This window comes from Lysobacter oryzae DSM 21044 (genome assembly GCF_059568595.1).
Genome location: NZ_JCANTQ010000012.1, coordinates 206,799 through 230,601 on the forward strand (window position 1 = coordinate 206,799; position 23,803 = coordinate 230,601).

The following is a 23,803-nucleotide window of genomic DNA, read 5'->3' on the forward strand; positions in this document are numbered from 1 at the left end:
ATGACCCAGGCCGACTTCATCGAAGTGTTCGAGGACGCGCTGCCGGCGCAGGCGTGCGCCGCGCTGGTCGCGCGCTTCGCCGCCAGCAACGCCGCGCAACCGGGCCGGGTCGGCGGCGGTGTACTGCCCGACCTGAAGGACAGCCTGGACATCTCCATCAGCGGCAAGCCGGAGTGGCGCGATGCCGAGGCGCAACTGAACCAGGCGGTGTTCCGCGGCCTGCTCGCGTATCTGCGCAAATACCCGCACACCCTGATCGCGCCGCTGATGCTGGAGGTGCCCGGCGAGAACGGCGCGCGCCACCGCCTCACCGCCGAACGGCTGCAGGCGATGGACGACGCCACGCTCACGCCGGTGGTGCAGACCGTGCTGCGGCCGGGCGCGATCAACCTGCAGCGTTACGCCGGCGGGCGCGGCGGTTATCCGTACTGGCACTGCGAGCTGTACCCGCGCGACCCGCATGGCGAGACCCTGCACCGCCACCTGCTGTGGACGATCTACCTCAACGACGGCTTCGGCGAGGGCGAGACCGAGTTCCTCTACCAGCAGCGCCGGATCGCCCCGCGTACCGGCTCGCTGCTGATCGCGCCGGCGGCATTCACCCACACCCACCGCGGCAACCGCCCGCAGGGCGGCGACAAGTTCATTGCCACCAGCTGGATCCTGTTCCAGCGCGCGGAAGCGCTGTTCGGCCCGCCGGCCTGACGCCGCGGCTCAGGCCACGCGCGGCTGGTTGAGCACCAGCCAGTACAGGCCGACCTGGCGCACCGCCCACACGAACTGCTCGAAATCCACCGGTTTCTGGATGTAGCTGTTCACCCCCAGCGCGTAGCTGGCCTCGACGTCGAACGGCTCGGCGCTGGTGGTCAGCACCACTACCGGCAATTCGCGCGTGGCCGGCTCGGCGCGGATCGCCTGCAGCACTTCGCGGCCATCGAGCTTGGGCAGGTTGAGATCGAGCAGCACGATCGAGGGCAGCTCGTTCGGATCCCGGCCCGCGTACTGGCCGCGCGCGAACAGGTAGTCGAGCGCTTCGGCGCCATCGCGCACGACGATCATGCGATTGGCGACGTTGGCCTCCTCGAAGGCGAGCCGGGTCAGCTCGACGTCGTCGGGGTTGTCTTCAACCAGCAGGATGTCTTTGTGCGCCATGCGCCGCCCTCATGCGTCCGGCAGCTGGACAGTGAAGTCCGCGCCGTCACCGGGTTGTGAAACCGCGGAGATGCCGCCGCCGTGGCGCTCGGCGATGCGCCGCGCGATCGCCAGGCCGAGGCCGTGGCCCGCGCCCTGTTCCACCGCGTGCAGGCGTTGCAACGGCTCGAACAGCTTGCCGGCATAGGCCGGATCGAAGCCGATGCCGGCATCGCGCACGGTCAGGTGCAGCATGCCGCCGCGATGCTCGCCGCGCACCTCGATGCGGGTCTGCGCGGCGCCCGCGGAAAACTTCCAGGCGTTGTGCAGGAGTTCGGCGAGGAGCTGCCGCAGCAGGCGCTCGTCGCCATGCACGGCCAGCCCGGGTTGCACGTGCAGCTGCGCGATGCGGTCGGGCTCGTTGGCCTGCAGGTCGGCGAGGATCCATTCGGCGAGCAGGCTGAGGTCGACCGTGCACGGCTGCAGCGGCGCGTGGGTCGCGCGCGACAACTCGCCGAGCTTGTCCAGCAGCGCGCCCATGCGCACCGCGGCGTCGCGGATGCGCTGCAGCTGCTCGCCTTCGCGCGGCGTCAGGCGCTCGTGCGCGCTGGCGGCGAGGTGCCCGGCGAAGCTGTCGATCGTGCGCACCGGCGCGCGCAGGTCGTGCGCGATCGCATCGGTCAGGAGCTGGAGTTGCCGGCGCGCGGCTTCGAGCTGGGCGTGGGCCTGCTGCAGGGAGGCGTCTGCGGTCATGGGGGACGTCGGCAACGGTCGGGGCGATTATGGCGCGGCCGCTGCCGCGCGCGTGCGTCCAGGTCGCAGAACCGATGCGTCGGCGTGTGCGCGCCGGCGCAACCGCCCGGTCGGCTAGAACAGCTCGCCCTGTGGCGACGCCGCCCGCGGCGGGATGAACCGGCTCGCGTCCAGCGGGGGCAGGCGCCCGTAGCCGAGCCGCGCGTGCGCCTTGGCGAAACGCTGCTGCAACAGCTGCGCGAACGGACCTTCGCCGCGCATGCGTTTGCCGAACGCGCTGTCGTAATCCTTGCCGCCGCGCATCTGCTGGACCAGGCTCATCACGTGCGCGGCTCGGTCCGGGTAATGCAGCTCCAGCCATTCGCGCCAGATCTGCTTGAGCTCGTGCGGCAGGCGCAGCAGCACGTAGCCGGCCGCGCGTGCACCGTGCGCGTGCGCGGCTTCGAGGATGTGCTCGAGCTCGCGGTCGTTGATCATCGGGATCATCGGCGCCGCCAGCACGCCGACCGGCACGCCGGCTTCGTGCAGGGCGCGCATCGCGCGCAGCTTGGCGTGCGGCGCCGCGGCGCGGGGTTCCATCTTCGCCGCCAGCCGGTTGTCGAGCGTGGTCACCGAGAAGTACACGCTCACCAGGCGCTCGCGCGCCATCGCCGCGAGCAGGTCGAGGTCGCGCTCGATCAGCGCGCTCTTGGTGACGAAGCTGACCGGGTGCCTGGTTTCCGCCAGCACCTCCAGGCATTGGCGGGTGATGCGGTAGCGGCGTTCGATCGGCTGGTACGCATCGGTGTTGATGCCCAGCGCGAGCGGCGTGCACCGGTACGATGGCCGCGCCAGCTCCGCGCGCAGGCGCTCGGCGGCGTTGGTCTTGGCGAACAGCCGGGTTTCGAAGTCGAGGCCCGGCGACAGGTCCAGGTAGGCGTGCGAGGGCCGGGCGAAGCAGTAGACGCAACCGTGCTCGCAGCCGCGGTACGGGTTCACCGACGCGGCGAAGCCGACGTCCGGGGAATCGTTGCGGCTGACGATGCTGCGCGCCTGCTCCTCGGTGACCGTGGTCGCCGGCCGCGGGGTCTCGGCGATCTCCGCGTACACCGAACCCCAGCCGTCGTCGGCGCCCTCGGTGGTGGTGACGGCGTAGCGGCCGTGCACGTAGGACGCGGCGCCTCGGCCCTTGATGGGCGCCTTGGGTTTGTAGGCGTCTTCCATTGCGATCGCGCCAGCCCGTGTTCGCTGGCGCCGGGTGATGGCGGTCGCACGAGCCTATTAGCATTATTACTAATCGGCAAGCCTGGCCTGCTGAATACGGGCGTGACAGGGCCGCGGCTGCGGATTCGTCGCCATGGGGTACCCTCGGGCGGTCGCGCAGCATGGCGACCTTCCCTCGTACCGCTCGCGGATCCGCATGCCCGACGCCCTGCGCGACCTCTGGTCCACGCTCCTCGCCGTGCCCCACCTCAAGCTCTACCTGAGCCTGGCATGGGCGGTGTACCTGCTGTGGCTCGGGGGCTGGATCGTGCTGCAGAAGCGCGAGCCGGTGGCGACGCTGAGCTGGCTGGTCAGCCTGGCGGCGCTTCCGTACCTGGGCTTCCTGATCTACTACTTGCTCGGTCCGCAGCGCATCCATCGCCAGCGCCTGCGCCGCGTGCGCGCCAAGGCCAAGTTCCCGTCGCTGCCGGGCGGATTCCATCCCAGTCCGGAGAGTATGGAGCTCGCGCGCCTGGGCCAGGCCACCACCGGCCTGCCGCCGACCACCGCCACCGACGCCCGCCTGCTGATCGACGGTGGCGCGAAGTACTCGGCGCTGTTGCGCGACGTCGCCGCAGCGCGGGAACACGTGCACCTGGAGTACTACATCTTCTGTCCCGACCGCACCGGCACCGCGCTGCGCGACGCGCTGGTGGAGCGCGCGCGCGCCGGGGTGAAGGTGCGCCTGTTGCTCGATGCGGTGGGCTCCGGGCGGACGCCGGCGCGCTTCTTCCAGGAGCTGCTCGCCGCCGGCGGCGAGCTGGCCTGGTTTCATCCGGCCCGGTTCGGCCAGGTCTGGAAGCGCCCGTGGCTGAACCTGCGCAGCCACCGCAAGATCGTGGTGATCGATGGTCGCATCGCCTACACCGGCGGCATCAATGTCACCGACGAGGAGGACGAGCGCCTGCGCGACGACGCCTACCGCGACCTGCACCTGCGCGTGGAAGGCAACGTCGTGGCCTCGCTGCAACTGGTCTTCATCGAGGACTGGGCCTACGCCACCGCCACGCCGCCGCTGAGCCTGCCCGCGCCGACGCCGCAACGCGGCCACGTGCCGGTGCAGGTGCTGGTGTCGGGACCGGACTCGCCGTGGGAGGCGATCCATCGCGTGCACGTGGGCGCGATCCATTCGGCCCGGCGGCGGGTGTGGCTGGCCACGCCGTATTTCGTGCCGGGCGAGGCCGCGCGCATGGCCCTCACCTCGGCGGCGCTGGGCGGGCTCGACGTTCGCCTGCTGGTGCCGCGACGCAGCGACAGCCGGCTGGTCACGCTTGCGGCGCGCTCGTATTTCGACGAGTTGCTGTCCGCCGGGGTCAAGATCTACGAGTACGGCCCGCGCATGCTGCACAGCAAGGCGCTGCTGTGCGACGACGACCTGGCGATCATCGGCAGCGCGAACTACGACCATCGCAGTTTCCGGCTCAACTTCGAGGTCTCGCTGCTGTTCGCGGACGCGCCGTTGTGCGCCGAGCTGGCGGCGCTGCTGGAACGCGAATGTGCCGCGTCGCCGGCAGTGCGGATCGGCCGCGAGCGGCCGCTGTTTTCGGTGCGCCTGCCCGAGGCGTTGGCCCGGTTGGTTTCGCCGGTGCTGTAACAGCGCCGGACGCGGGTCCGGCTCGTTGCGAGCGGCGGCTGCAGGCCTGCGCAAGCGCACAAATCCGGCGGCGGGAGGCGCGTTACACTGCACCCAGTGCGATACGGAGTTGCCCCATGGCCTGGTTGTTCCTGCTGCTTGCCCTTGGCGCCCTTTGGGTGGCGTTCACTACCTCCTCGCCCGTGGTGCTCATCCTCGCCCTGCTCGTGGCGCTGGGCCTGTTCGTGGCATTCGTGCTGAAGCTGGCTTCCGACCGCATCGGCAGCCGCGCCCGCGATGAGCACCTGATCCTCGACCCGGAAGAACTGCGCCGTCTGCGCGAACAGGCCGAAGCCCGCAAGCTCGCCGCCGCCTCCCAGAACGACACCGTGCGCTGAGCGCGTGCCGCGCCGCGCGGACCGGGGCGACGCGGACTGCTGGCGTAAACTGCGGCGATGACCGTCCTCAGCGTCAACGTCAACAAGATCGCCGTCCTGCGCAACTCGCGCGGCGGCGCCGAACCGGACGTGGTGCGCGCCGCGCGCGCCTGCCTGGATGCCGGCGCCCACGGCATCACCGTGCATCCCCGACCCGATGCGCGCCACATCCGCGCCGATGACGTGTACGCGCTCGCCGAACTGACCCGCGAGTACGGTGTCGAGTTCAACCTCGAAGGCAATCCGTTCGCGCCACCCCGCGCCGGCTATCCCGGCTTCCTGGCGCTGTGCGATCAGGTGCGTCCCGCGCAGGCGACGCTGGTCCCCGATGGCGATGCGCAGCTCACCTCGGACCACGGCTTCGATTTCACCCACGACGCGGCCGCCCTGCAACCGCTGGTGGCGCGACTGAAGGGACTGCATTGCCGCATCAGCCTGTTTGCCGACGCCAATGTCGCCGCGAGCGACGACATGCAGCGGGCAGCCGCGATCGGTGCCGATCGCGTCGAGCTGTACACCGGCCCGTACGCCGAGGCCCACGCCGCGGGCGCGGCTGCTAGCGTGCTCGATCGCTTCGCCGCCACCGCGCAGCGGGCGCGCGACGCCGGCCTGGCGGTGAATGCCGGCCATGACCTCAGCCAGGACAATCTCAGGGATTTCCTGCGCGCGGTGCCTGAGGTTCAGGAAGTGTCGATCGGGCACGCGCTGGTTGGCGAGGCCTTGTACGCCGGGCTGGAGGCCACCGTGCGGCGCTATATCGCCATTCTTGCGGCGGTCTGAGGCGACAGGCGCGAAACGCCGGTCCGCGGTGCCTGCAGCCATCGATCGCGGCTCCGCCGGTATGACCTGCCGTCCGCTGGGTTGAAGCCGGTGCCGCGGTTTGGCCGCGGCACGGCTCCTTCATCACTGCTGCATCGCGATGTTGGTCAAGCCGCTGCGGCGCGCGGTGGCCAGGGCGGTGGTAAATGCCTGGTAGTCGGCGTCCTCGTCCACCGCCACCTCGAGCACCGTGCCGGGCGCCGCATGCGCGGCATCGCCCAACGCCGCGGCCAAGCCGCGTTCGCCCAGCAGCACACCATCGAGCACGAAGCTTCCCTCGCCCTCTACCCGCAGTTTCACGTGGGGCGGTTTCTCCGCCTGGGTTATGGGCGGAGCCTGGGGCAGGCGCAGGTCAATCGATCGCGCCACCATCGGTGCGGCGACCATGAAGATGATCAGCAGCACCAGCATCACGTCCACCAACGGCGTGATGTTCATTTCCGCCATCGCCCGGTGCGGTTCGCGGGAGTCGCCTGCAAATACCGAAGTCGCCATGGTCCCCTCCTGTGCTGACGTTGGATGCCGCTGCCGGCCTTGGTGCCGCCGGCGGGTGCGCCGGTGAACACCGAAGGCCCGGTTTCACGCTACGCCCTGGTTTGCAACGGCGGCAAGGGATGGTTGGGGTTGAAACCAGTGAACGGTTTCCAACACGCGCCAGCGCTGCTGGTCAGGCTGCGTGCGCATAAAAAAACGCCGCCCGGAGGCGGCGTTTCACGACTTGTTGCGGTAAGCGTTGAAGCGTTTGCCAGGCTTACTGCGGCTGGACGAAGCCGATCTTCTGCATGTCGGCGTTCTTCGCCCGCGCCAGCACCTTGGCGAGGATGCCGTAATCGGCATCCGGGTTCACATCGATTTCGAGCAACGGCTGGTTGGTCGGATCCTTGGCCACTTCGTTGATCATCTGCTGCTGCAGCACGCGCATGTCGATCGGCGAGTCGTTCCAGTAGATCGTGCCACTGGCGTCGATGCGCAGGCTGATCGGCGGCGGCGGCGTCTTCGGGTTCTGCGGCGGATTGAGCGTCCGCTGCGGCAGGTTGACGTCGATCGGATAGGACAGGATCGGCGCGGTCACCATGAAGATGATCAGCAGCACCAGCATCACGTCGACGAGCGGCGTGACGTTGATGTCGGCCATTGGACCGCCGCCGGAACCACTTGCAAATGCCATGACTTGTTTCTCCGGTTACGGTTACTGCTGGCCCGAGCGATCTTTGATCGCGACGAAGCCGACCTTGCGCATGCCCTGCTGCTGGGCGATCTGGACCACTTCCTGCACCAGCTTGTACTTGGCGGTCTTGTCGCCACGCACGTTGATCTGCGGCTGCGGGGTCTTCTGCGCCTCGACCGAGAAGCGGCTTTCGATCACGCCCTTGGTCACCGGTTCGTCGTTCCAGTACAACGCGCCGGTGTCCTCGACCGCGATCGTGATCGGAGTGACCTTGATGGTCTCTTCGTCGCGATGGTCCAGGTTCGCTTCCGGCAGATCGACCTTGACCTTATGCGTCATCAGCGGCGCGGTGATCATGAAGATGATGAGCAGCACCAGCATCACGTCGACCAGCGGCGTGACGTTGATTTCCGCCATCGGGCGACCACCACCACTATCTGAACTGAAAGCCATGTTCGAACTCCGGAGCGACTACTGACGGATCTTTGGGACTAACGCCGGGATCAGCGCTTGGCAACTTCGCCGACGCGCGAGCCGGTGGCGAAGAAGTCGTGCAGGTCGTGGGCGAAGGTGTCGAACTTGTTGTTCGTCACGCGGTTCAGGCGGGTGAAGAAGTTGTACGCCAGCACCGCCGGGATCGCGACGAACAGGCCGATCGCGGTCATGATCAGCGCTTCGCCCACCGGGCCGGCGACGGCGTCGATCGAGGCGTTGCCCGAGGCGCCGATGCGGATCAGCGCGCCGTAGATGCCCCACACGGTGCCGAGCAGGCCGACGAACGGCGCGGTCGAACCGACGGTGGCGAGCACGGTCAGGCCGGCTTCCAGGCGCGAGGATTCGCGGGTGACGCCCTGGCGCAGGGCGCGGTCGACGAACTCGGAGCGGTTCAGCGACTCGACCAGACGCGAGCCTTCATGGCGCTGGTGGTGCGCGGCGGCCTGGGCGGCGTCGAGGGCGATCTTGGAGAACGGCTCGAAGCGCGGCTGCTCTTCCATGAAGCGGATGGCGTCCTGCGCGTTCGGGGTTTCCCAGAACGTGCTGATGACGCGGTCGGACGTGCTCTTCAGGCGCACGTTCTTGATGAAGTTGGTGACGATCCAATAGATCGACAGGACCGACATGAGGGTCAGGGTGAGCAACACGGCCCAGGAAACGGCGTAGTGGCCCGGGTTGCTGATCATTTCCTGCAGCAGATTGCCGAAGCCCATCTGCGACAGAGCGGCGGCGTTGGAGCCCCCGGTTTGTGCCGCAGCGGCGGCGGTGGTTTCCTGCAACATGACGCTTACCTTTTAGTCGTGGAAGGTGGAATTGCTAATTACTACAGGGCCCCCGGCCGAAGCCGGGGTTTGAAACTTAGAGATTGAAGACGACCGGGACGCGCACGGTGCTGGCCACCGGCTGCCCGTTCTCCTTGGCGGGGTTGAAGCGCCACTTCTTCTTCCTCGGAGCGTCCTGGGCAGCGCGGTCCAGATCGCGGTTGCGGCTGGACTTCTCGACGCGGACGTTGATCACGTTGCCCTGGGCGTCGATGTCGACCAGCAGGACGACCGTGCCGGTCGCGCCGGCGCGAGCCGCGGCCGCGGGGTAATCCGGCGGGTTCATGCGCTGCGAGGACGGATCGATCGAGCCGGCGATGGTCTCGGTCGGGCGGGGCGGCGCCGGAGGCGACGGCGGCACCGGCGGCAGGTCCACCGGGCTCGGGTCTTCGACCTCGATCGGCGGCTGCTCCGGCGGCGGCGGCAGGGGCGTCGGCTGCGGCGGCGACAGCTGGCGGACCGGCTGCGGCTTGGGCTCTTCCGGCGGCGGCGGCGGCGGCGGCGGCGGGGGCGGCGGCGGACGCACGATGTTCACGATCGTGGTTTCTTCTTTCGCCTTTTCGCTCGGCGGTGCGGCCAGCGGAGCAAGCAGCAACAGCAGGGCGCCGACGTGGACGGCAAGCGCCATGCTGATGCCGGTGATACGCGCCCAATTAAGACCTTCGGGCTCGTCGTCGTGGGTATGGATTTCGAGGGCTTGCGTCATGCGCCGTAGCTCGGGGAGTAAATCCGGACGCCAGAGCGCCGCGGGCGGTGTTCGATTCCGGCGCGCTCGCATCGGCGAGATCGCAGGAACCTCCTAGCATATACCAATTCGCGCCGGGGCTTCCAAGCGCGAATAGGCTTTTTTGTGCTGTGCGGCTCTTATTTTGCCGGGAGCGCCAGGATCTTCTTGGCGTCATCCGGCTTCTTCAATCCCTTCGCAATGGCCTGCTTGGCGGCTTCCTTGGCCTCGGGGATGCGCTCTTCCTGCCACAACAGGCGGGCAAGGTTGAGATAGGTCTCGCCGTCATCGTCCAGCGGCGCGGCCTTCTTGTAGGCGTCGATGGCCGGGATCGGCTGGTCGGAGAAGTAGTACGACTGCGCCAGCGCCAGATAGGCCTGGTGATCGGGCTTGAGGATGCCCTTGTCGAGACCGTCCTTGATCACCGCGGCGGCCTGCTTTTCCTTGCCCTCGGAATTGAGGTAGGTCGAATACAACTGGCGGTAGTCGCGGTCTTCGGTGAACTGGCCCGCGGCGCGCAGCTTTTCGAGCACTGCCGCAGCCTTGTCGTACTTGTCCGACTGCAGATAGATCGCCGCGAGGTTCATCTGCGCGCGCTTGTCGTTGGGGGTCTTGGCGGCGACCTTTTCCGCCATGGCGATGGCCTGGTCGGCCTGGCCGCTTTCCGCGTAAGCCGCCATCAGGAGCTGCTGCCAGTCGGCGCGCGGATCCGGGCTCGCGTCCACCGCCTGCTTGAGCACCGCAGCCGCCTCCGGGAACTTCTCCATCCGATACAGGGCATTGCCCTTGATGACCAGGTGTTCCGGATTCTGGCTCTTGGTCTCGGTGAGGAAGCGGTCGATGGTCGCGAGGCCTTCGGCGTACTTGTCTTCCTGCAGCTGCAACTGCGCCTTCATCAGCATCGCGTTGTAGTGGCCATTGTTGTCGAGGCCGTCCAGGCTCAACGCCTTGTCGAGGTAGGCGATGGCGCCCTTGCTGTCATCGGACTCGTAGGCGATCTGCGCGGCGATCTGCGCCGCGAATGCGCGGTCGTATGCGTTGAAGGATTCGGTGCCGATGATCTCGTCGGCGGCGGCGCGTGCTTCGGCGGCCTTGTCGGCGTCGTAGAGCTTCATCATCTTCTGCAGCTTCGGCGTGGCCTTCGCGGACGCCTTGGTGCTCGGCTCCTTGCGCGTGGCGTTGGGGTAGCTGCTTTCCTTCTTCTCTTCCTTGCCTGCCTTGCCTGCCTTGGCTGCCTCGCGCTCGGCGCGACGCTGCTGCGCCCGTTCGGCGGCGCTCTGTGCATTGGCCTGGGACACCGCGCCGAACGCGAGCACGGCAGCGACAGCAGCGGCCAGGACGGTGCTACGGGAAGAAGTGGAAGTCATACAGTCACCTATGTTGCTGCCCGTGTGGAAGGGTCGGGCCAAGGGGCCGCCACGCTAGCAGAAACGGCCGGTCCGGTGATATGGGGTTTTGTGTGCGGTACTTGTGGCGTTTATCCACACCTGGGCGTACGGCCACTGGCCCGCGCCTGCTCGTACACGGGCACCAGACTCTGCGCCCGGCTGCCCAGTTCCTGGATGCGGGTTTCGGGGTTGGGGTGGGTCGAAAGCCATTCCGGCGGACGGCTGCGGCTGGCAGCGATCATGTTTTCCCAGAGGTTCACGGCCTGGCGAGGGTCGAAGCCCGCGCGTGCCATCAGCTGCTGGCCAACCACATCGGCCTCACTCTCCTGCGTGCGCGAGTTGGGCAGGAGGAAGCCCGCCTGCGCCGCGATGCTGCCTCCTTGGACGACGGCATTGGCCGCGCCCTCGCCATAGCGGGAGCCTGCCAGCGCGCCCAGCAGCTGCAGGGCGCCTTGCGCCCCCATCTGCTTGGTAATGCGTTCGTTGTGGTGGTGCGAATAGACGTGACCCACTTCGTGCGCGACGACGGCGGCGAGCTGGTCCTGATTCTTCGCGACGGTGAAGATGCCCGTGTTGACGCCTACCTTGCCGCCGGGAAGCGCGAAGGCATTGGGCGAGTTGTCCACGAACAAGGCGGTTTCCCAGCCGATGTTCTGCCATTCCTGCGGAAGTTGTTCGACCACGCGTTGCACGACACAGCGCACGTACGCCGATTCGCGCGCGTCGCTGGATTGCGGGGTCTTGGCCTTGGTTTCGGCGAAGGCCTGCGCACCCAGCTGCGCCAGCTGTTCTTCGGATACCGCACCGACGACCTGCGTGCGGCCGGTAGGGGACGTTGTGGTGGCGCAACCCGCGAGCAAAGCTCCAACGGCAACCGCAAGCAGCAAGCGTTTCATCGCGATATTCCTGAATGGGTGATCCGGTTGTAGCCCCGGTCGTATTAACGCTTTGTCAACGATTCGGGGCGTACTCGCGATGCCGGTGTAACAGCCGCGGAGACCAGGGACTGGCGTGCGATTTCACACGTCCAGGTTGGCGACCTTGAGCGCGTTCTCCTCGATGAAGTCGCGCCGCGGTTCGACCACGTCGCCCATCAGCGTCGAGAAGATCTGATCGGCGGCAACGGCATCCTCGATGCGCACCTGCAGCAGGCGGCGCGTTTCCGGATTGACCGTGGTGTCCCACAGCTGCTCAGGGTTCATTTCGCCCAGGCCCTTGAAGCGCTGGATCTGGCGTCCCTTCTTCGCTTCTTCGAGCAGCCACGCCTGCGCTTCGGCGAAGCTGTGCACTGGCTGTTCGCGATTGCCTCGGACGATCTTCGCACCGCCTCGGATGAGGCCGTGCAGCAGCGCCGCCGCCTCGCGTACCGCGCGCAGTTCACCGCCTTCGAACGCGGCCATCGGCAGCACCTGGGTGTGTTCCACGCCCATGTGGCTGCGGTGCAAGAGCAGCGCCGCCTGACGCGAATCGCTCGCCGGGTGCAGTTCGAGCTTGTAACGCGGCTTGCCCAAACCGGTGCGATTGAGGCGGGCCTGCAGCACGTCGAGTTCCTGGCGTTCGTCGGTGTTGGTGGCGAGCGAGGCGGCATCGAGCGGGGTGAAATCGATCAGCGCCTCGAGCACGCTGGGATCGTAGCGATGAGCGTTGCGGGCAATCGCGTCGCGTGCGCCTGCATACGCCAGCAAGAGCTTCTCCAGCGCTTCGCCGGCGATCGGCGGTTCGCCATCGGCCGGAATCAGCGCGGCGCCTTCGACCGCGTTGCCGGCGAGGTAGGCATCGAGCGCGGCATCGTCCTTCAGGTACAGCTCGTTCTTGCCCTGCTTGATCTTGTACAGCGGGGGCAGGCCGATGTAGATGTGGCCGCGCTCGAGCAGTTCCGGCATCTGCCGGTAGAAGAACGTCAGCAGCAGCGTGCGGATGTGCGAGCCATCCACGTCGGCGTCGGTCATCAGGATGATGCGGTGGTAGCGCAGCTTGTCCGGGTTGTATTCGTCCTTGCCGATGCCGGTGCCCAGCGCGGTGATCAGGGTGCCGACCTCCGCACTGCCGAGCATGCGATCAAAGCGGGCGCGCTCGACGTTGAGGATCTTGCCCTTGAGGGGGAGGATCGCCTGGGTCTTGCGGTTGCGGCCCTGCTTGGCCGAGCCGCCCGCGGAGTCACCCTCGACGATGAACAGCTCGGACTTGGCCGGATCCTTCTCCTGGCAGTCGGCGAGCTTGCCGGGCAGGCCGGCGATATCCAGCGCCCCCTTGCGGCGGGTCAGGTCGCGCGCCTTGCGCGCCGCCTCGCGAGCACGCGCCGCATCGACGATCTTGCCGGCGATGGCGCGGGCCTCGTTGGGGTGTTCTTGCAGGAACTCCTCCAAACGTGCGCCGAACGTGCTTTCAACTACCGGCCTGACCTCGGAACTGACCAGCTTTTCCTTGGTCTGCGAAGAGAAGCTCGGATCCGGCACCTTCACCGAAAGCACCGCGATCATGCCTTCGCGCATGTCGTCGCCGGAGAGGGTGATCTTGGCCTGCTTGGCGATGCCGTTCTGTTCGATGTAGTTCGACAGCGTGCGCGTGAGGGCCGCGCGGAAACCGATCAGGTGGGTGCCGCCGTCCTTCTGCGGGATGTTGTTGGTGAAACAGAACATCGTTTCCTGGTAGGCGTCGGTCCACTGCAGGGCGACGTCCACGGTGATGCCGTTCATTTCCCCCGACACCGAGATGACGTTCGGGTGCAGCGGGGTCTTGAGCTGGGCCAGGTGCTCGACGAAGGAACGGATGCCGCCTTCGTACTGGAAAACGTCCTTCTTGCCTTCGCCGCGCTCGTCGATGAGGGTGATCTTCACCCCCGAATTCAGGAACGACAGTTCGCGCAGGCGCTTGGCCAGGATGTCGTAGTGGAATTCGACGTCGGTGAAGATCTCGACCGAGGGCTTGAACCGGAGCAGGGTGCCGCGCTGGTTCGAATCTTCCAAGCGCTTGAGCGGGTAGAGCGGCTCACCCAGGGCGTATTCCTGCTTGTGGTGGCCGCCGTCGCGCCAGATCTCCAGCCACAGGTGCTCGGACAGGGCATTCACGACCGACACGCCCACGCCGTGCAGGCCGCCGGAAACCTTGTAGCTGTTGTCGTCGAACTTGCCGCCGGCATGCAGCACGGTGAGGATCACCTCGGCCGCGGACACGCCTTCTTCCTTGTGGATGTCGACGGGGATGCCGCGGCCATTGTCGGAGACCGAGCAGGAGCCGTCCTCGTGCAGGGTCACCACGACCTCATTGGCGTGACCGGCCAAGGCTTCGTCGATCGAGTTGTCGACGACCTCGAACACCATGTGGTGCAAGCCGGTGCCGTCGTGCACGTCGCCGATGTACATTCCCGGACGCTTGCGCACCGCTTCCAAGCCACGGAGCACCGTGATCTTGCTGGAATCGTAGGTCTGGGAGGGTTCGACGGGGATGGCGTCTTGCGCGGGATCGTGCTCGTTCTGGCTCATCATGGGGTGCAGCAGGCTCCTGCGGCACAACGGACCACGAAGGCCGCGTCGCGCCGAGCTACTTTAGATATATGTACGCGAAGTATAGCCGCCGCGAGTGGCCTCCGGGCCTGTACGGAACTGCGGCGAGCGGGTCCTGTTGGGCGCGAGCCAGCTTGGCGCGAGGTCAAGTTGGGAGCTTCTGGATATGGCCATGTTCCACGTGGAACGTGGAGTGTGACGCTCCCAAGTCTTCCAGACCCGCCGGAGCCGTGGTTCCGGAGATGAAGACCTGAGCCCGACTGGCCAGCAGCCGCGTCAGCACGCGCCGCTGGTGAGGGCGGTCGAGTTCCGATCCCAGGTCATCCAGCGCGATCACCGGCCATTCCCCGCGCCGGGTGGCGTAGTGCTCCGCCTGAGCGAGCAGGGCGGCGAGGGCGGTGAGCTTGGCTTGACCCCGGGACAGCGCTTCCCGCCCGGGCAGGGCTCCGAACGACAGGGCCCAGTCGGCCCGATGCGGCCCTACCGAGGTGTGCCCGCTGGCCAGATCGCGCTCGCGCTGGACCAGCAGCGCATCAGCCAGGGACATCTCTTCGCGCCGCCAGCCTGGCGAGTACTGGAGTGTCCCGATGCCCACGGCGGGTGCCAAGTCCGCCAGGAGAGCGCTGTAATGCGGAAGCAGCGCGTCCAGATAGCCCTGCCGGAAGCGGGTCAGTGGTTCGCCGGCGTCCGCCAGTTCCATGTCCCAGGCATCGAGTTGGGCCCCACCGGCCCTCGATTTGAGCAGGGCGTTGCGCTGCCTCAGCGCCCGCGAGTACCGGCGCCACAACGGCAGGAACTCCGGTTCCACGTGGAACAACCCCCAATCCAGATAACGTCGTCGCGGCTCCCCACCGCCGCTGATCAGTATGTGGCTGCCGGGGTCGAAGCTGATGACCGCGAGGGCCGCACACAGGTCCCCCAACTGGCTGACGGTACTGCCATCCAGTCGCCCGCTCCACTCCTGGCCGCTGTGGCGCAGGCCGGCCTTGCGCGAGCGCCCGATCGACGTCGCGGCTGACTGGTCGGCGGATTCCGCCACCCTGGCGCCGGTAGTAGCGCGCTCGCTCCACTCGACGAAGACCTCGAGTGCCGGGCTGCCGGCCCGGATCAGTCCATCCCGGACCCGGCCACGAAAGCTCCGCCCGTAGGCCATCAGGTGCAGACCCTCCAGAACGCTGGTCTTGCCCGCGCCGTTGTCGCCGAGGAGCAGGTTGAGGCCCGGCCCGGGGCGCAGGGTTTCATCTTCGAAGCGACGCAGGTTGCGAAGGTCCAAGCGAGTGACGTGCATTGGGGAAATCTACCGTGATCCTTCGCGAACAAGGGCGCTTGAGGACGCCAAAACAAAACGCCCGGCCGGGGCCGGGCGTTCCACGTGAAACATTTCGGAGACGTCAGAGGCGGAGCGGCATCACCACGTGGCGGCAGCGCTCGTTGGAAGCCTCGCGCACCAGGGCCGACGAATTGGCATCACGCAGGGCCAGGACGACGGTCTCATCGCGCAAGGCAGACAAGGCGTCCATCAGATAGTTGACGTTGAAGCCCACCGCGAGGTCGCCGACCCGGGTCTCGGCCTCGACTTCCTCCTGCGCCTCTTCCTGCTCAGGATTGTGGGCGCTGATCTTCAACTGGCCGGGGGATACCTCAATCCGCACGCCGCGGTACTTTTCGTTCGAGAGGATCGCCGCACGCTGCAGGGAGGCGCGCAGGACCTCGCGGTCGATCCGGACCTCCTTGTCGGCTCCGATCGGGATCACCGCCTCGTAATCGGGGAAGCGTCCGTCGATCAGCTTGCTGGTGAAGGTGACATCGTCGCGCTTGACCCGCAGGTGGCTGCGTCCCATCTCCAGCTCGAGTTCGCGCTCGCCGCCTTCCAGCAGGCGCTGCAGCTCGGTGACGCCCTTGCGCGGGACGATGATCTGGCGTTTGGTGTTCGCACCGCCGTCCAGGGCTGCCTCGCACAGGGCAAGACGATGGCCGTCGGTTGCCACGCAGCGCAGGCTCGATTCGCGCAGGTCGAACAACAGCCCGTTGAGGTAGTAGCGCACGTCCTGCTGGGCCATCGCGAATGCCGTGCGTTCGATCAGTTCCTTGAGGCTGGCCTCGGCGACGCGGACCCGCTCGGTCGCCTCGACCTCGTCAATCGACGGGAAGTCGTTGGCCGGCAGCGAGGCCAGGGTGAACCGCGAGCGGCCAGCCTGCACGGTGATCTTCTCCGCGGTCTGGGAGACCGTCACCTTGCTGCCGTCCGGCAGTGCGCGAACGATCTCGAAGAGCTTGCGCGCCGGGATCGTGGTCTCGCCGTCCTGCGCGTCGTCGACGCCGATGCGCGACACCATCTCGACTTCGAGGTCGGTACCGGTCAGCGACAGCTGCCCCCCCTTCACCTGGACGAGCAGGTTGGCAAGGACAGGCAAGGTCTGCCGGCGCTCGACGACATTGACGACTTGCGCCAATGGCTTCAGGAACACTTCGCGTTGCAGGCTGAAACGCATTCGATGCTGCTCCCCATTCCCAAAACAAAAGTAGTGAATAAATCAAAAGCATAGTGATGATGGAGCCGCGAAAATCTGCGGAAAACCATTACAACACTTTGATCCGTAAAGGAAAAACTAGAATTAAAAGCCTGTGAGAACTGCCAGCCAGCCGGGGCACAAGCTGTGGACAACTTTGCGCGCCAGACTCGGCACCCGAGTTATCCACAGATTCCGGGCGGTTCATCCGCAGACCGTTGTGGGCAAGTCCGCTATCCACTGCTTGTCCACCGCCGTCCGGAGGCTGCAACCGTTTACCCGACTGGCTCGCGGGCGGGTTACCCACATGCCGGCCGCGCAGGGGTGAACGATACCGCGACGCGGCCACGGCGCGTAGCGGGGAACCGAAAATATTGCGGCTGACGCACCGTCGGGGCACAAGAAGTGCCGATCGCGTGCCCGGTTAGCGCTACTCGCTGAGCTTGCGGATCAGCTTGTCCCAGTCCTCGCGCAACTTGCCGTCGGTGTCCATCAGGGTGCGTATCTGGCGGCAGGCATGCAGCACGGTGGTGTGATCACGCCCGGCGAAGGCGTCACCGATCTCCGGGAGCGAGTGTTCGGTCAGTTCCTTGGCCAGCGCCATCGCGACTTGGCGCGGGCGCGCCAGCGAGCGCGTGCGGCGCTTGCTCAGCAGGTCCTTGATCTGCAGGCCGTAGTAATCGGCGACGACCTTCTGGATGTTGGGGATGCCGATCGCCTGCTGCTGCGCGCGCAGCAGGTCGCGCAGCGTTTCCTGTGCGAATTCGGTGGTGATGGTCCGGCCGGTGAAGTTCGCGCGAGCGGCCAGGGTATTGAGCGCGCCTTCCAGGTCGCGCACGTTGCTGCGCATCTTCTTCGCCAGCAGGAACGCGACGTCCTCCGGGATATGCGCCCCGCGTTCGCGCGCCTTGGCCAGCACGATCTGCGCGCGCGTCTCGAAATCGGGCGGATCGATGGCCACGGACAGGCCCCAGCCCAGTCGCGACTTCAGGCGCGGCTCGAGGCCGTCGACCTCGCGCGGGAACCGGTCGCAGGTAAGGATGATCTGCTGCTTGCCGTCGATCAACGCGTTGAAGGTGTGGAAGAACTCTTCCTGGGTGCGGTCCTTGCCGGCGAAGAACTGGATGTCGTCGATCAGCAGCGCATCGACCTGCTGGAACTGGCGCTTGAACGCGGCCATGCCATTGGTCTTGTCCTGCAGCGCCTTCATCAGCGAGGCCAGGAACTGCTCGCTGCGCAGGTACAGCACGCGCATCTTCGGATTCGCCGCGCGCATGGCGTTGCCGGCGGCAAACATCAAATGGGTCTTGCCCAGGCCGGTGCCGCCGTACAGCAGCAGCGGATTGTGCGCGCGATCGCCGGGACGCGCGGCGGCCTGCATGGCGGCGGCGCGGCCGAGCTGGTTGCTGCGGCCCTCGACGAAATTGTCGAAGGTGTAGTGCGCGTCCAGGTTGCCCTCGAACGGCTCGCTGCGCGCGGCGTCGCTGCCGCCGCGAACCGGAATCGCCTCGTTCGCGGCGATCGGCGCGGAGGCGCGGGGCAGGGCGCCGATCTCCAGCTGTACTTCGCTGCTGCCGGCGAAATACCCCAGCAGCTCGCGAATGCGGCCCAGGTAGCGCTCGCGCACGTGTTCGACCACGAAGGCATTCGGTGCGTACAGCACGGTCACGTCGTCGCGGCGGGTGGCCTGCAACGGCTTGAGCCAGGTGTGGACGTCCTCAACCGGGTATTCGGCTTCCAGGCGTTCGAGGCAGCGGGGCCAGGCTTCCATCGGGGAGGACTACTCGCAATCGGCCCGCGGCCCGTGGCCGCGGCGAAAAAGGGGCTCAACGCGATGCGCGCATCGCGTCGGGAAGGGGGCGGGAGGCGGCCAGACTATCACCGCGAACGGGGCGCGGAACAGGACTTGTCCACAGGCGGGAAATCGGCTCTACCCCGCGCCGCCACGGCGCCGGACCGGCTGCTATCCACAGCCGCGGCGCCGGCGATCCGTTGCCCATGGACGCCGCCGCGGTAGGGCGGGCTTGCCTAGCTCGCCGGCCCCCGCTAGAATCCGCGGTCTTTTCCGTCGTTTACGCCGAGCCGACCATGGCAACCAAGCGCACCTACCAGCCCAGCAACCTCAAGCGCAAGCGCGACCACGGCTTCCGTGCCCGCATGGCGACCGCCGATGGCCGCAAGATCCTCGCCCGCCGTCGCGCCAAGGGCCGCAAGCGTCTTTGCGCCTAAGCGCGAACCGCTGCGCCTGCTTCCAGTAAGCACGTCTACGGCCGCCTTCGCCATACCGGCGGCCCCATGATCCCGATGACCCCCAGCTTCCCGCGCACCGCGCGGGTTCGCGCACGGGCGGATTTCGATCGCATCTTCCAGCACGGCCGTCGCCAGGCCACGCCTCGGCTGGCCGTGCATTGGCATGCCACGGCGACACCCGCGCGCCTGGGATTGGCGGTGTCGCGCAAGGTCGATCCGCGCGCCGTTGGACGCAATCGCATCAAGCGTGCGCTGCGCGATGTCTTCCGCCATCTCCGAGTCCAGCTCGCGCCGGGTGACTACGTCATCGTTGCCCGTCCCGCTGCGCGCGATGCCACGCGCGAACAACTCGAGCGCCACTTCCTGGACCTGCTGCGACGCCTCGGCGCGCTGCCCGCGGCCGCGTTGCCGCTGACAACGGTGCCCGGCACAATGCCGCCCGTGCCGGACGCGCTTGCACCCGGCGACGGGCTTGCGTCGACCGGGCCCGACCCCACCTCCCTCTGACTGTGCCGACCCTTCGCGTCGGCCGAGCCTGCCTGCTCCCATGAACCAGACCCGCCTTTTCCTGATCTTCGCCTGGCTGATGGTGGCGACCCTGCTGTGGATGGAATGGGGCAAGGAGAAGGCGGCGCCGGCGACCCCAGCTTCAGCGGCCATCGAAACCGTTGCCGGCAACAGCGAGGTCCCGTCGGCCGCGATTCCCTCGGCCAGCAGCGGTGGCGTGCCGAGCGCAACTGCCGAGCCGGCCCCCGGCGCGACGACGGCGGCATCACCTGGGGCCGAGACGGTAACGGTCACCACCGACGTCCTGCATGTCGTGCTCGACGGCGGCGAACTGCGCCAGGCCGATCTGCTCAAGTACCCGTCGCTCGCCGCCGCCAACAGCCAGCCGGTGCGCCTGCTGTCCAACGACCGCGCCAACTACTTCGTCGCCCAGAGCGGTTGGAACAGCGCCACCGGCGCCCCGGACCACGGCGGCTTCCGCCCTGCTTCCGCCGCGCATGAGTACGTCCTCGCCGACGGCAACAAGGAACTGGTCGTGCCGTTCGTATGGACCGGCGCCAACGGCGTGACCATCCATCGCAGCTACGTGTTCCAGCGCGGCAGCTACGTGGTGCAGGTACGCGACCAGGTCAGCAACGCCGGCGCCGCGCCGTGGACGGCCTATGTCTACCGCGGCCTGAGCCGCGTGCCGCATGCGATCGCCAGCAGCGGACCGATGAGCGCGGAGAAGTACAGCTTCCAGGGCGCCGCGTGGTTCGACGGCGAATACAACAAGCGCAAGTACGACAAGTTCGCCGACGGCCCGCTCGACAAGCAGGTGACCGGCGGCTGGGTCGGCATGCTCCAGCACCACTTCTTCGCGTCGTGGATCCCGCAGAAGGACCAGCCCGCGCTGTACACCCTGCACGAACAGAACGGTCGCTACTCAATCGAGGCGCGCGGCCCCTCGTTCAACGTTCCGGCCGGCGGCCAGGTCGAAACCAGCGCACGGTTGTGGGTCGGCCCCAAGCTGGTGAAGCAGATCGAGACGCAGCAGGTGAAGGGACTCGATCGCGCGGTCGATTTCTCCTCCTACGGCTGGGCCGCCACGCTCGCCGGCTGGCTTTTCTGGGTGCTCGACAAGCTGCATGGCCTGCTCGGCAACTGGGGCTGGTCGATCGTCGGCCTGGTGGTGCTGCTCAAGACGCTGATGTTCCCGCTGTCGGCCGCGCAGTACAAATCGATGGCGAAGATGCGCAAGTTCCAGCCGCGCATCAAGCAACTGCAGGAGCGCTACGGCGACGACAAGCAGAAGCTGCAGATGGCGATGATGGAGCTGTACAAGAAGGAGAAGATCAACCCCGTTGGCGGTTGCCTGCCGATCCTGCTGCAGATGCCGGTGTTCCTGTGCCTGTACTGGATGCTGTCGGAGTCGGTTGAACTGCGCCACGCGCCGTGGATCGGCTGGATCACCGACCTGACCGCGCGCGATCCGTACTTCATCCTGCCGGCAATCAACCTCGGCGTGATGTGGCTGACCCAGAAGATGACGCCGCCCGCGCCGGGCATGGACCCGATGCAGCAGAAGATGATGCAGTTCATGCCGCTGGTGTTCGGCGTGCTGTTCGCCTTCATGCCCGCCGGCCTGGTGCTGTACTGGATCACCAACGGCAGCCTGGGCCTGCTACAGCAGTGGTGGATGACCAAGCGCTATGCCGAGGAACCGGCCAAGGTCGCCACGGCCTGATCCCGGAGCGAAGCTCGCGCACGAAGCCCGCCGCCTGGCGGGCTTCTGTTTTGCGGCTCGCGCGCATCTGCGACGATAGCCGCATGGCCACCCCCCAGCGCGACACCATCGCCGCGATCGCCACCGCGCCGGGCGCGGGCGGCGTCGGCATCGTGCGCCTCTCCGGCACGCGTGCGCGCGCGATCGCCGAGGCCATCGCCGGTTCGCGCCTGCACCCGCGCCGCGCGCATTACGCGCGATTCGCCGGCGTCGACGGCGAGACCATCGATGACGGGATCGTCCTCTGGTTCCAGGCCCCGGCGAGCTACACCGGCGAAGACGTGGTCGAACTGCAGGCGCACGGCAGCCCGGTGGTGCTCGAACAACTGGTGCAGCGCTGCGTCGAACTCGGCGTGCGGCGCGCGCGCGCCGGCGAGTTCAGCGAGCGCGCCTTCCTCAACGGCAAGCTCGACCTGGCCCAGGCCGAAGCCGTCGCCGACCTCATCGCCGCCGCCGACGCCAATGCCGCGCGCGCGGCGCGGCGTGCGTTGGAAGGCGAATTCTCGCGCCGCGTGGAAGCGCTCGCCGCCGACGTGCTGGCGATCCGCGTGCACGTGGAGGCCGCGATCGATTTCGCCGACGAGCCGATCGACACCCTCGGTGGCGCGCAACTGCGCGCCCGCTTCGCCGCCACGAGCCAAGCGCTCGCCGAGCTGCTGCGTGCGGCCGAGCGCGGCCGCCGCCTGCGCGACGGCCTGCACGCGGTCATCGTCGGGCCGCCCAACGCCGGCAAGAGCTCGCTGCTCAACGCGCTGGCGGGCAGCGATCGCGCGATCGTCACCGACATCGCCGGCACCACCCGCGACCTGCTGCAGGAAGTCGTGCGCATCGACGGGATCGAACTCACCCTGGTCGACACCGCCGGCCTGCGCGAGGGCGGCGATGCGATCGAGCGCGAGGGCATGCGCCGCGCGCGCGACGAACTCGGGCGCGCCGACCTCGCCATCGTCGTGCTGGACGCGCGCGATGCCGACGCGGGCCGCGCCGCGGTTGCCAGCGCGATCGAACAGGTACCGCAACGGCTGTGGCTGCACAACAAGAGCGACCTGTTGCCGGCAGCGCCCGTGCGCGCCGGCGAGGAGCACCTGCACGTGTCCGCGCTGACCGGCGCGGGGCTGGACGCGCTGCACGCGCGCCTGCGCGCCCTCGCACAGGGCGCCGGCGAGGCGGGGGCCGGGACCTTCACCGCCCGCGCGCGCCACGTCGACGCGCTGCGGGTGGCCCAGGCCGAGCTCGGCCAGGCCCGCGAACAGCTCGACGTGGAGGCGCTCGAGCTCGCCGCAGAATCGCTGCGCCACGCGCACGACGCGCTCGGCGAGATCACCGGACAGGTCCGCGCGGATGACCTTTTAGGTCACATTTTTTCCAGCTTTTGCATAGGAAAGTGACACGGCGTCGCAAATCTCGGCGGGGTCCGCGATCCCGCAAAAGATGAACCCGGCGCACGCTTGACAAAGGGTCCGGCACGGGTCTCACTTGCGTTGTGCGCACTCGATCGACGCACTCCAGGGGACCTTAAAACCATGATTTCGAACCACTCCGTCCGGTCCGTGCGCCGGCCCGCCACGCTTCAGTTCATCGCCGTGCTGACCCTCGGCCTCGTGCTCGCCGCGTGCGGCGAGGACAAGCCCGCCGCGCAGGCCACCACTGCCACCACCACCGCGCCGGCTCCGACGCCCGCGACCGCCGTGTCCTCGCAGGTCGCGTCGATGACGCCCGAGCAGCTGCGCGATGCCGCCAGCAAGGCCTATTCGGAAAACCGCCTGTACGCCCCCGCCGGCGACAACGCGGTCGAGTACTACCTGGCCCTGCGCGACAAGACCCAGGGCGACGCCGCCGTCGCCAGCGCGCTCACCGACCTGCTGCCGATGACCGTCATCGCCATCGAGCAGAGCGTCAACCGCGACGACTTCAGCGAAGCCAAGCGCCTGGCCGCGCTGCTCGAGAAGGCCGACGCGCAGCACCCGGCCCTGGCCCGCCTGAAGGCCAGCATCGCCGCCCAGGAAGCCACCGCCGCCCAGCGCGCGCAGGCGCTGACCGCGGAAGAGGAGGCCAAGCGGCAGAAGGCCCTGGAAACCCAGCGCCTGGCCGACCAGAAGAAGCAGCAGGAAGACGCCGCCAAGAAGCTGGCCTCGCAGCAGGCGGCTTCGGACAAGGCCGCCGCCGACAAGGCCGCCGCCGCGGACAAGGCCGCTGCCGACAAGGTCGCCGCCGACAAGGCGGCCGCGGACAAGGCCGCCGCCGACCGCCGCGCCGCCGAACAGCGCACCGCCGCCGCGACCTCGGGACCGAGCGCGGCGGAGCTGCGTCCGATCTCGATGCCGGCACCGAAGTTCCCGCCGGAAGCGTTGCGCGCGGGCCAGTCGGGCTCGGTGCTGGTCGAATACACCGTCGGCACCGACGGCACCGTCACCGCGGCCCGCGTCGTGCGTTCCAACCCGGCGCGCGTGTTCGACCGCGAAGCGGTCAACGCGGTGCGCAGGTGGCGCTTCCAGCCGGTGTCCGCGCCGGTCACCACGCGCCGCGAGATCAGCTTCAACCCGCAGGGGTAAGCGCGACCCCGCAACAAGACGAAGCCCGCCATTGGCGGGCTTCGTGCTTTTTGAGGAGTCGATGAAGAAGATCCCGGGCGCAGCCGGGACGGGGCGCCGCTTTCGACCAGCATCGTTGCATCCGGCGTGTGCATCGGCCCATGCGGCCGCAACTGCACGGGCCGG

Annotated in this window: 23 protein-coding genes; 9 read left to right on the forward strand and 14 right to left on the reverse strand. The window is 67.8% G+C overall.

The annotated features are described in order from the left end of the window. Positions 1-705 carry a 2OG-Fe(II) oxygenase gene (locus tag BP05_RS11410; protein ID WP_496363503.1) on the forward strand — a complete coding sequence of 235 codons (705 nt, stop codon included), beginning with the start codon at positions 1-3 and terminating at the stop codon, positions 703-705. A 9-nt stretch (positions 706-714) separates the two neighbouring features. On the opposite strand, the gene BP05_RS11415 is transcribed toward BP05_RS11410, so the two are convergent. The 3 genes from BP05_RS11415 to BP05_RS11425 form a co-directional block, all read right to left on the reverse strand. Further along, entirely contained in the window at positions 715-1,152 is a 438-nt protein-coding gene (locus BP05_RS11415) for a response regulator (protein ID WP_496363505.1), read from the reverse strand. A gap of 9 nt (positions 1,153-1,161) precedes the next feature. Further along, on the reverse strand, positions 1,162-1,884 hold the full coding sequence (locus tag BP05_RS11420) for a sensor histidine kinase (RefSeq protein WP_496363507.1): 723 nt from the start codon (positions 1,882-1,884) through the stop codon (positions 1,162-1,164). 114 nt (positions 1,885-1,998) lie between these two features. Further along, positions 1,999-3,126, reverse strand: a complete 1,128-nt coding sequence (locus BP05_RS11425) for a PA0069 family radical SAM protein (protein WP_496363826.1) — start codon at positions 3,124-3,126, stop codon at positions 1,999-2,001. A gap of 157 nt (positions 3,127-3,283) precedes the next feature. Between BP05_RS11425 and cls the strand changes: the two genes are divergently transcribed. From cls to BP05_RS11440, 3 genes are all read left to right on the forward strand, one after another. Then, entirely contained in the window at positions 3,284-4,720 is a 1,437-nt protein-coding gene (gene cls, locus BP05_RS11430; RefSeq protein ID WP_496363828.1) for a cardiolipin synthase, read from the forward strand. 116 nt (positions 4,721-4,836) lie between these two features. Beyond that, positions 4,837-5,097: a hypothetical protein gene (locus BP05_RS11435; RefSeq protein ID WP_496363509.1), complete on the forward strand. Its 261-nt coding sequence runs from the start codon at positions 4,837-4,839 to the stop codon at positions 5,095-5,097. Positions 5,098-5,154: 57 nt separating this feature from the next. Then, positions 5,155-5,916, forward strand: a complete 762-nt coding sequence (locus BP05_RS11440) for a pyridoxine 5'-phosphate synthase (RefSeq protein ID WP_496363511.1) — start codon at positions 5,155-5,157, stop codon at positions 5,914-5,916. Positions 5,917-6,039: 123 nt separating this feature from the next. Here the strand turns inward: BP05_RS11440 and BP05_RS11445 are convergent, their stop codons facing one another. The 11 genes from BP05_RS11445 to dnaA form a co-directional block, all read right to left on the reverse strand. Further along, a complete protein-coding gene (locus tag BP05_RS11445; RefSeq protein ID WP_496363513.1) occupies positions 6,040-6,450 on the reverse strand; it encodes an ExbD/TolR family protein in 411 nt (136 codons plus the stop codon). A 256-nt stretch (positions 6,451-6,706) separates the two neighbouring features. Beyond that, on the reverse strand, positions 6,707-7,123 hold the full coding sequence (locus BP05_RS11450; RefSeq protein WP_496363515.1) for an ExbD/TolR family protein: 417 nt from the start codon (positions 7,121-7,123) through the stop codon (positions 6,707-6,709). A gap of 21 nt (positions 7,124-7,144) precedes the next feature. Continuing rightward, on the reverse strand, positions 7,145-7,576 hold the full coding sequence (locus BP05_RS11455; RefSeq protein WP_496363517.1) for an ExbD/TolR family protein: 432 nt from the start codon (positions 7,574-7,576) through the stop codon (positions 7,145-7,147). A gap of 50 nt (positions 7,577-7,626) precedes the next feature. Continuing rightward, the gene (locus tag BP05_RS11460; protein WP_496363519.1) at positions 7,627-8,400 is read right to left on the reverse strand and encodes a MotA/TolQ/ExbB proton channel family protein; all 774 of its coding nucleotides are present in this window, start codon (positions 8,398-8,400) and stop codon (positions 7,627-7,629) included. A 76-nt stretch (positions 8,401-8,476) separates the two neighbouring features. Further along, on the reverse strand, positions 8,477-9,145 hold the full coding sequence (locus tag BP05_RS11465; RefSeq protein WP_496363521.1) for an energy transducer TonB: 669 nt from the start codon (positions 9,143-9,145) through the stop codon (positions 8,477-8,479). A gap of 158 nt (positions 9,146-9,303) precedes the next feature. Then, positions 9,304-10,530: a tetratricopeptide repeat protein gene (locus BP05_RS11470; protein WP_496363523.1), complete on the reverse strand. Its 1,227-nt coding sequence runs from the start codon at positions 10,528-10,530 to the stop codon at positions 9,304-9,306. Between the two features lie 110 nt (positions 10,531-10,640). Next, entirely contained in the window at positions 10,641-11,447 is an 807-nt protein-coding gene (locus BP05_RS11475; RefSeq protein WP_496363525.1) for a M48 family metallopeptidase, read from the reverse strand. A 123-nt stretch (positions 11,448-11,570) separates the two neighbouring features. Beyond that, a complete protein-coding gene (gene gyrB / locus BP05_RS11480) occupies positions 11,571-14,033 on the reverse strand; it encodes a DNA topoisomerase (ATP-hydrolyzing) subunit B (protein WP_496363526.1) in 2,463 nt (820 codons plus the stop codon). 166 nt (positions 14,034-14,199) lie between these two features. Then, positions 14,200-15,342, reverse strand: coding sequence for a DNA replication/repair protein RecF (gene recF, locus BP05_RS11485; RefSeq protein ID WP_496363527.1), 1,143 nt, complete (start codon positions 15,340-15,342; stop codon positions 14,200-14,202). Positions 15,343-15,445: 103 nt separating this feature from the next. Continuing rightward, positions 15,446-16,546, reverse strand: coding sequence for a DNA polymerase III subunit beta (gene dnaN, locus BP05_RS11490; RefSeq protein WP_496363529.1), 1,101 nt, complete (start codon positions 16,544-16,546; stop codon positions 15,446-15,448). A gap of 448 nt (positions 16,547-16,994) precedes the next feature. Further along, positions 16,995-18,335 carry a chromosomal replication initiator protein DnaA gene (dnaA, locus tag BP05_RS11495; RefSeq protein WP_496363531.1) on the reverse strand — a complete coding sequence of 447 codons (1,341 nt, stop codon included), beginning with the start codon at positions 18,333-18,335 and terminating at the stop codon, positions 16,995-16,997. A 317-nt stretch (positions 18,336-18,652) separates the two neighbouring features. Between dnaA and rpmH the strand changes: the two genes are divergently transcribed. The 5 genes from rpmH to BP05_RS11520 all read left to right on the forward strand — a co-directional run bounded on the left by rpmH (position 18,653) and on the right by BP05_RS11520 (position 23,638). Continuing rightward, positions 18,653-18,793, forward strand: coding sequence for a 50S ribosomal protein L34 (gene rpmH / locus BP05_RS11500; protein ID WP_031374044.1), 141 nt, complete (start codon positions 18,653-18,655; stop codon positions 18,791-18,793). 75 nt (positions 18,794-18,868) lie between these two features. After that, complete coding sequence (rnpA, locus tag BP05_RS11505; RefSeq protein ID WP_496363535.1) at positions 18,869-19,321, forward strand: ribonuclease P protein component; 453 nt, start codon at positions 18,869-18,871, stop codon at positions 19,319-19,321. 40 nt (positions 19,322-19,361) lie between these two features. After that, complete coding sequence (gene yidC, locus BP05_RS11510; protein ID WP_496363537.1) at positions 19,362-21,047, forward strand: membrane protein insertase YidC; 1,686 nt, start codon at positions 19,362-19,364, stop codon at positions 21,045-21,047. Between the two features lie 83 nt (positions 21,048-21,130). Further along, positions 21,131-22,474, forward strand: coding sequence for a tRNA uridine-5-carboxymethylaminomethyl(34) synthesis GTPase MnmE (gene mnmE, locus BP05_RS11515; RefSeq protein ID WP_496363539.1), 1,344 nt, complete (start codon positions 21,131-21,133; stop codon positions 22,472-22,474). A gap of 135 nt (positions 22,475-22,609) precedes the next feature. Then, on the forward strand, positions 22,610-23,638 hold the full coding sequence (locus tag BP05_RS11520) for an energy transducer TonB (protein ID WP_496363541.1): 1,029 nt from the start codon (positions 22,610-22,612) through the stop codon (positions 23,636-23,638). The last annotated feature ends 165 nt before the right edge of the window (positions 23,639-23,803 follow it).

Bases quoted from the DNA above. Each gene is read 5' to 3' on its own strand.
- BP05_RS11410 (WP_496363503.1), top strand. From the start codon at position 1: ATGACCCAGGCCGACTTCATCGAAGTGTTCGAGGACGCGCTGCCGGCG.
- BP05_RS11415 (WP_496363505.1), bottom strand. From the start codon at position 1,152: ATGGCGCACAAAGACATCCTGCTGGTTGAAGACAACCCCGACGACGTC.
- BP05_RS11420 (WP_496363507.1), bottom strand. From the start codon at position 1,884: ATGACCGCAGACGCCTCCCTGCAGCAGGCCCACGCCCAGCTCGAAGCC.
- cls (WP_496363828.1), top strand. From the start codon at position 3,284: ATGCCCGACGCCCTGCGCGACCTCTGGTCCACGCTCCTCGCCGTGCCC.
- BP05_RS11435 (WP_496363509.1), top strand. From the start codon at position 4,837: ATGGCCTGGTTGTTCCTGCTGCTTGCCCTTGGCGCCCTTTGGGTGGCG.
- BP05_RS11440 (WP_496363511.1), top strand. From the start codon at position 5,155: ATGACCGTCCTCAGCGTCAACGTCAACAAGATCGCCGTCCTGCGCAAC.
- BP05_RS11445 (WP_496363513.1), bottom strand. From the start codon at position 6,450: ATGGCGACTTCGGTATTTGCAGGCGACTCCCGCGAACCGCACCGGGCG.
- BP05_RS11450 (WP_496363515.1), bottom strand. From the start codon at position 7,123: ATGGCATTTGCAAGTGGTTCCGGCGGCGGTCCAATGGCCGACATCAAC.
- BP05_RS11455 (WP_496363517.1), bottom strand. From the start codon at position 7,576: ATGGCTTTCAGTTCAGATAGTGGTGGTGGTCGCCCGATGGCGGAAATC.
- BP05_RS11460 (WP_496363519.1), bottom strand. From the start codon at position 8,400: ATGTTGCAGGAAACCACCGCCGCCGCTGCGGCACAAACCGGGGGCTCC.
- BP05_RS11465 (WP_496363521.1), bottom strand. From the start codon at position 9,145: ATGACGCAAGCCCTCGAAATCCATACCCACGACGACGAGCCCGAAGGT.
- BP05_RS11470 (WP_496363523.1), bottom strand. From the start codon at position 10,530: ATGACTTCCACTTCTTCCCGTAGCACCGTCCTGGCCGCTGCTGTCGCT.
- BP05_RS11475 (WP_496363525.1), bottom strand. From the start codon at position 11,447: ATGAAACGCTTGCTGCTTGCGGTTGCCGTTGGAGCTTTGCTCGCGGGT.
- gyrB (WP_496363526.1), bottom strand. From the start codon at position 14,033: ATGAGCCAGAACGAGCACGATCCCGCGCAAGACGCCATCCCCGTCGAA.
- recF (WP_496363527.1), bottom strand. From the start codon at position 15,342: ATGCACGTCACTCGCTTGGACCTTCGCAACCTGCGTCGCTTCGAAGAT.
- dnaN (WP_496363529.1), bottom strand. From the start codon at position 16,546: ATGCGTTTCAGCCTGCAACGCGAAGTGTTCCTGAAGCCATTGGCGCAA.
- dnaA (WP_496363531.1), bottom strand. From the start codon at position 18,335: ATGGAAGCCTGGCCCCGCTGCCTCGAACGCCTGGAAGCCGAATACCCG.
- rpmH (WP_031374044.1), top strand. From the start codon at position 18,653: ATGGCAACCAAGCGCACCTACCAGCCCAGCAACCTCAAGCGCAAGCGC.
- rnpA (WP_496363535.1), top strand. From the start codon at position 18,869: ATGACCCCCAGCTTCCCGCGCACCGCGCGGGTTCGCGCACGGGCGGAT.
- yidC (WP_496363537.1), top strand. From the start codon at position 19,362: ATGAACCAGACCCGCCTTTTCCTGATCTTCGCCTGGCTGATGGTGGCG.
- mnmE (WP_496363539.1), top strand. From the start codon at position 21,131: ATGGCCACCCCCCAGCGCGACACCATCGCCGCGATCGCCACCGCGCCG.
- BP05_RS11520 (WP_496363541.1), top strand. From the start codon at position 22,610: ATGATTTCGAACCACTCCGTCCGGTCCGTGCGCCGGCCCGCCACGCTT.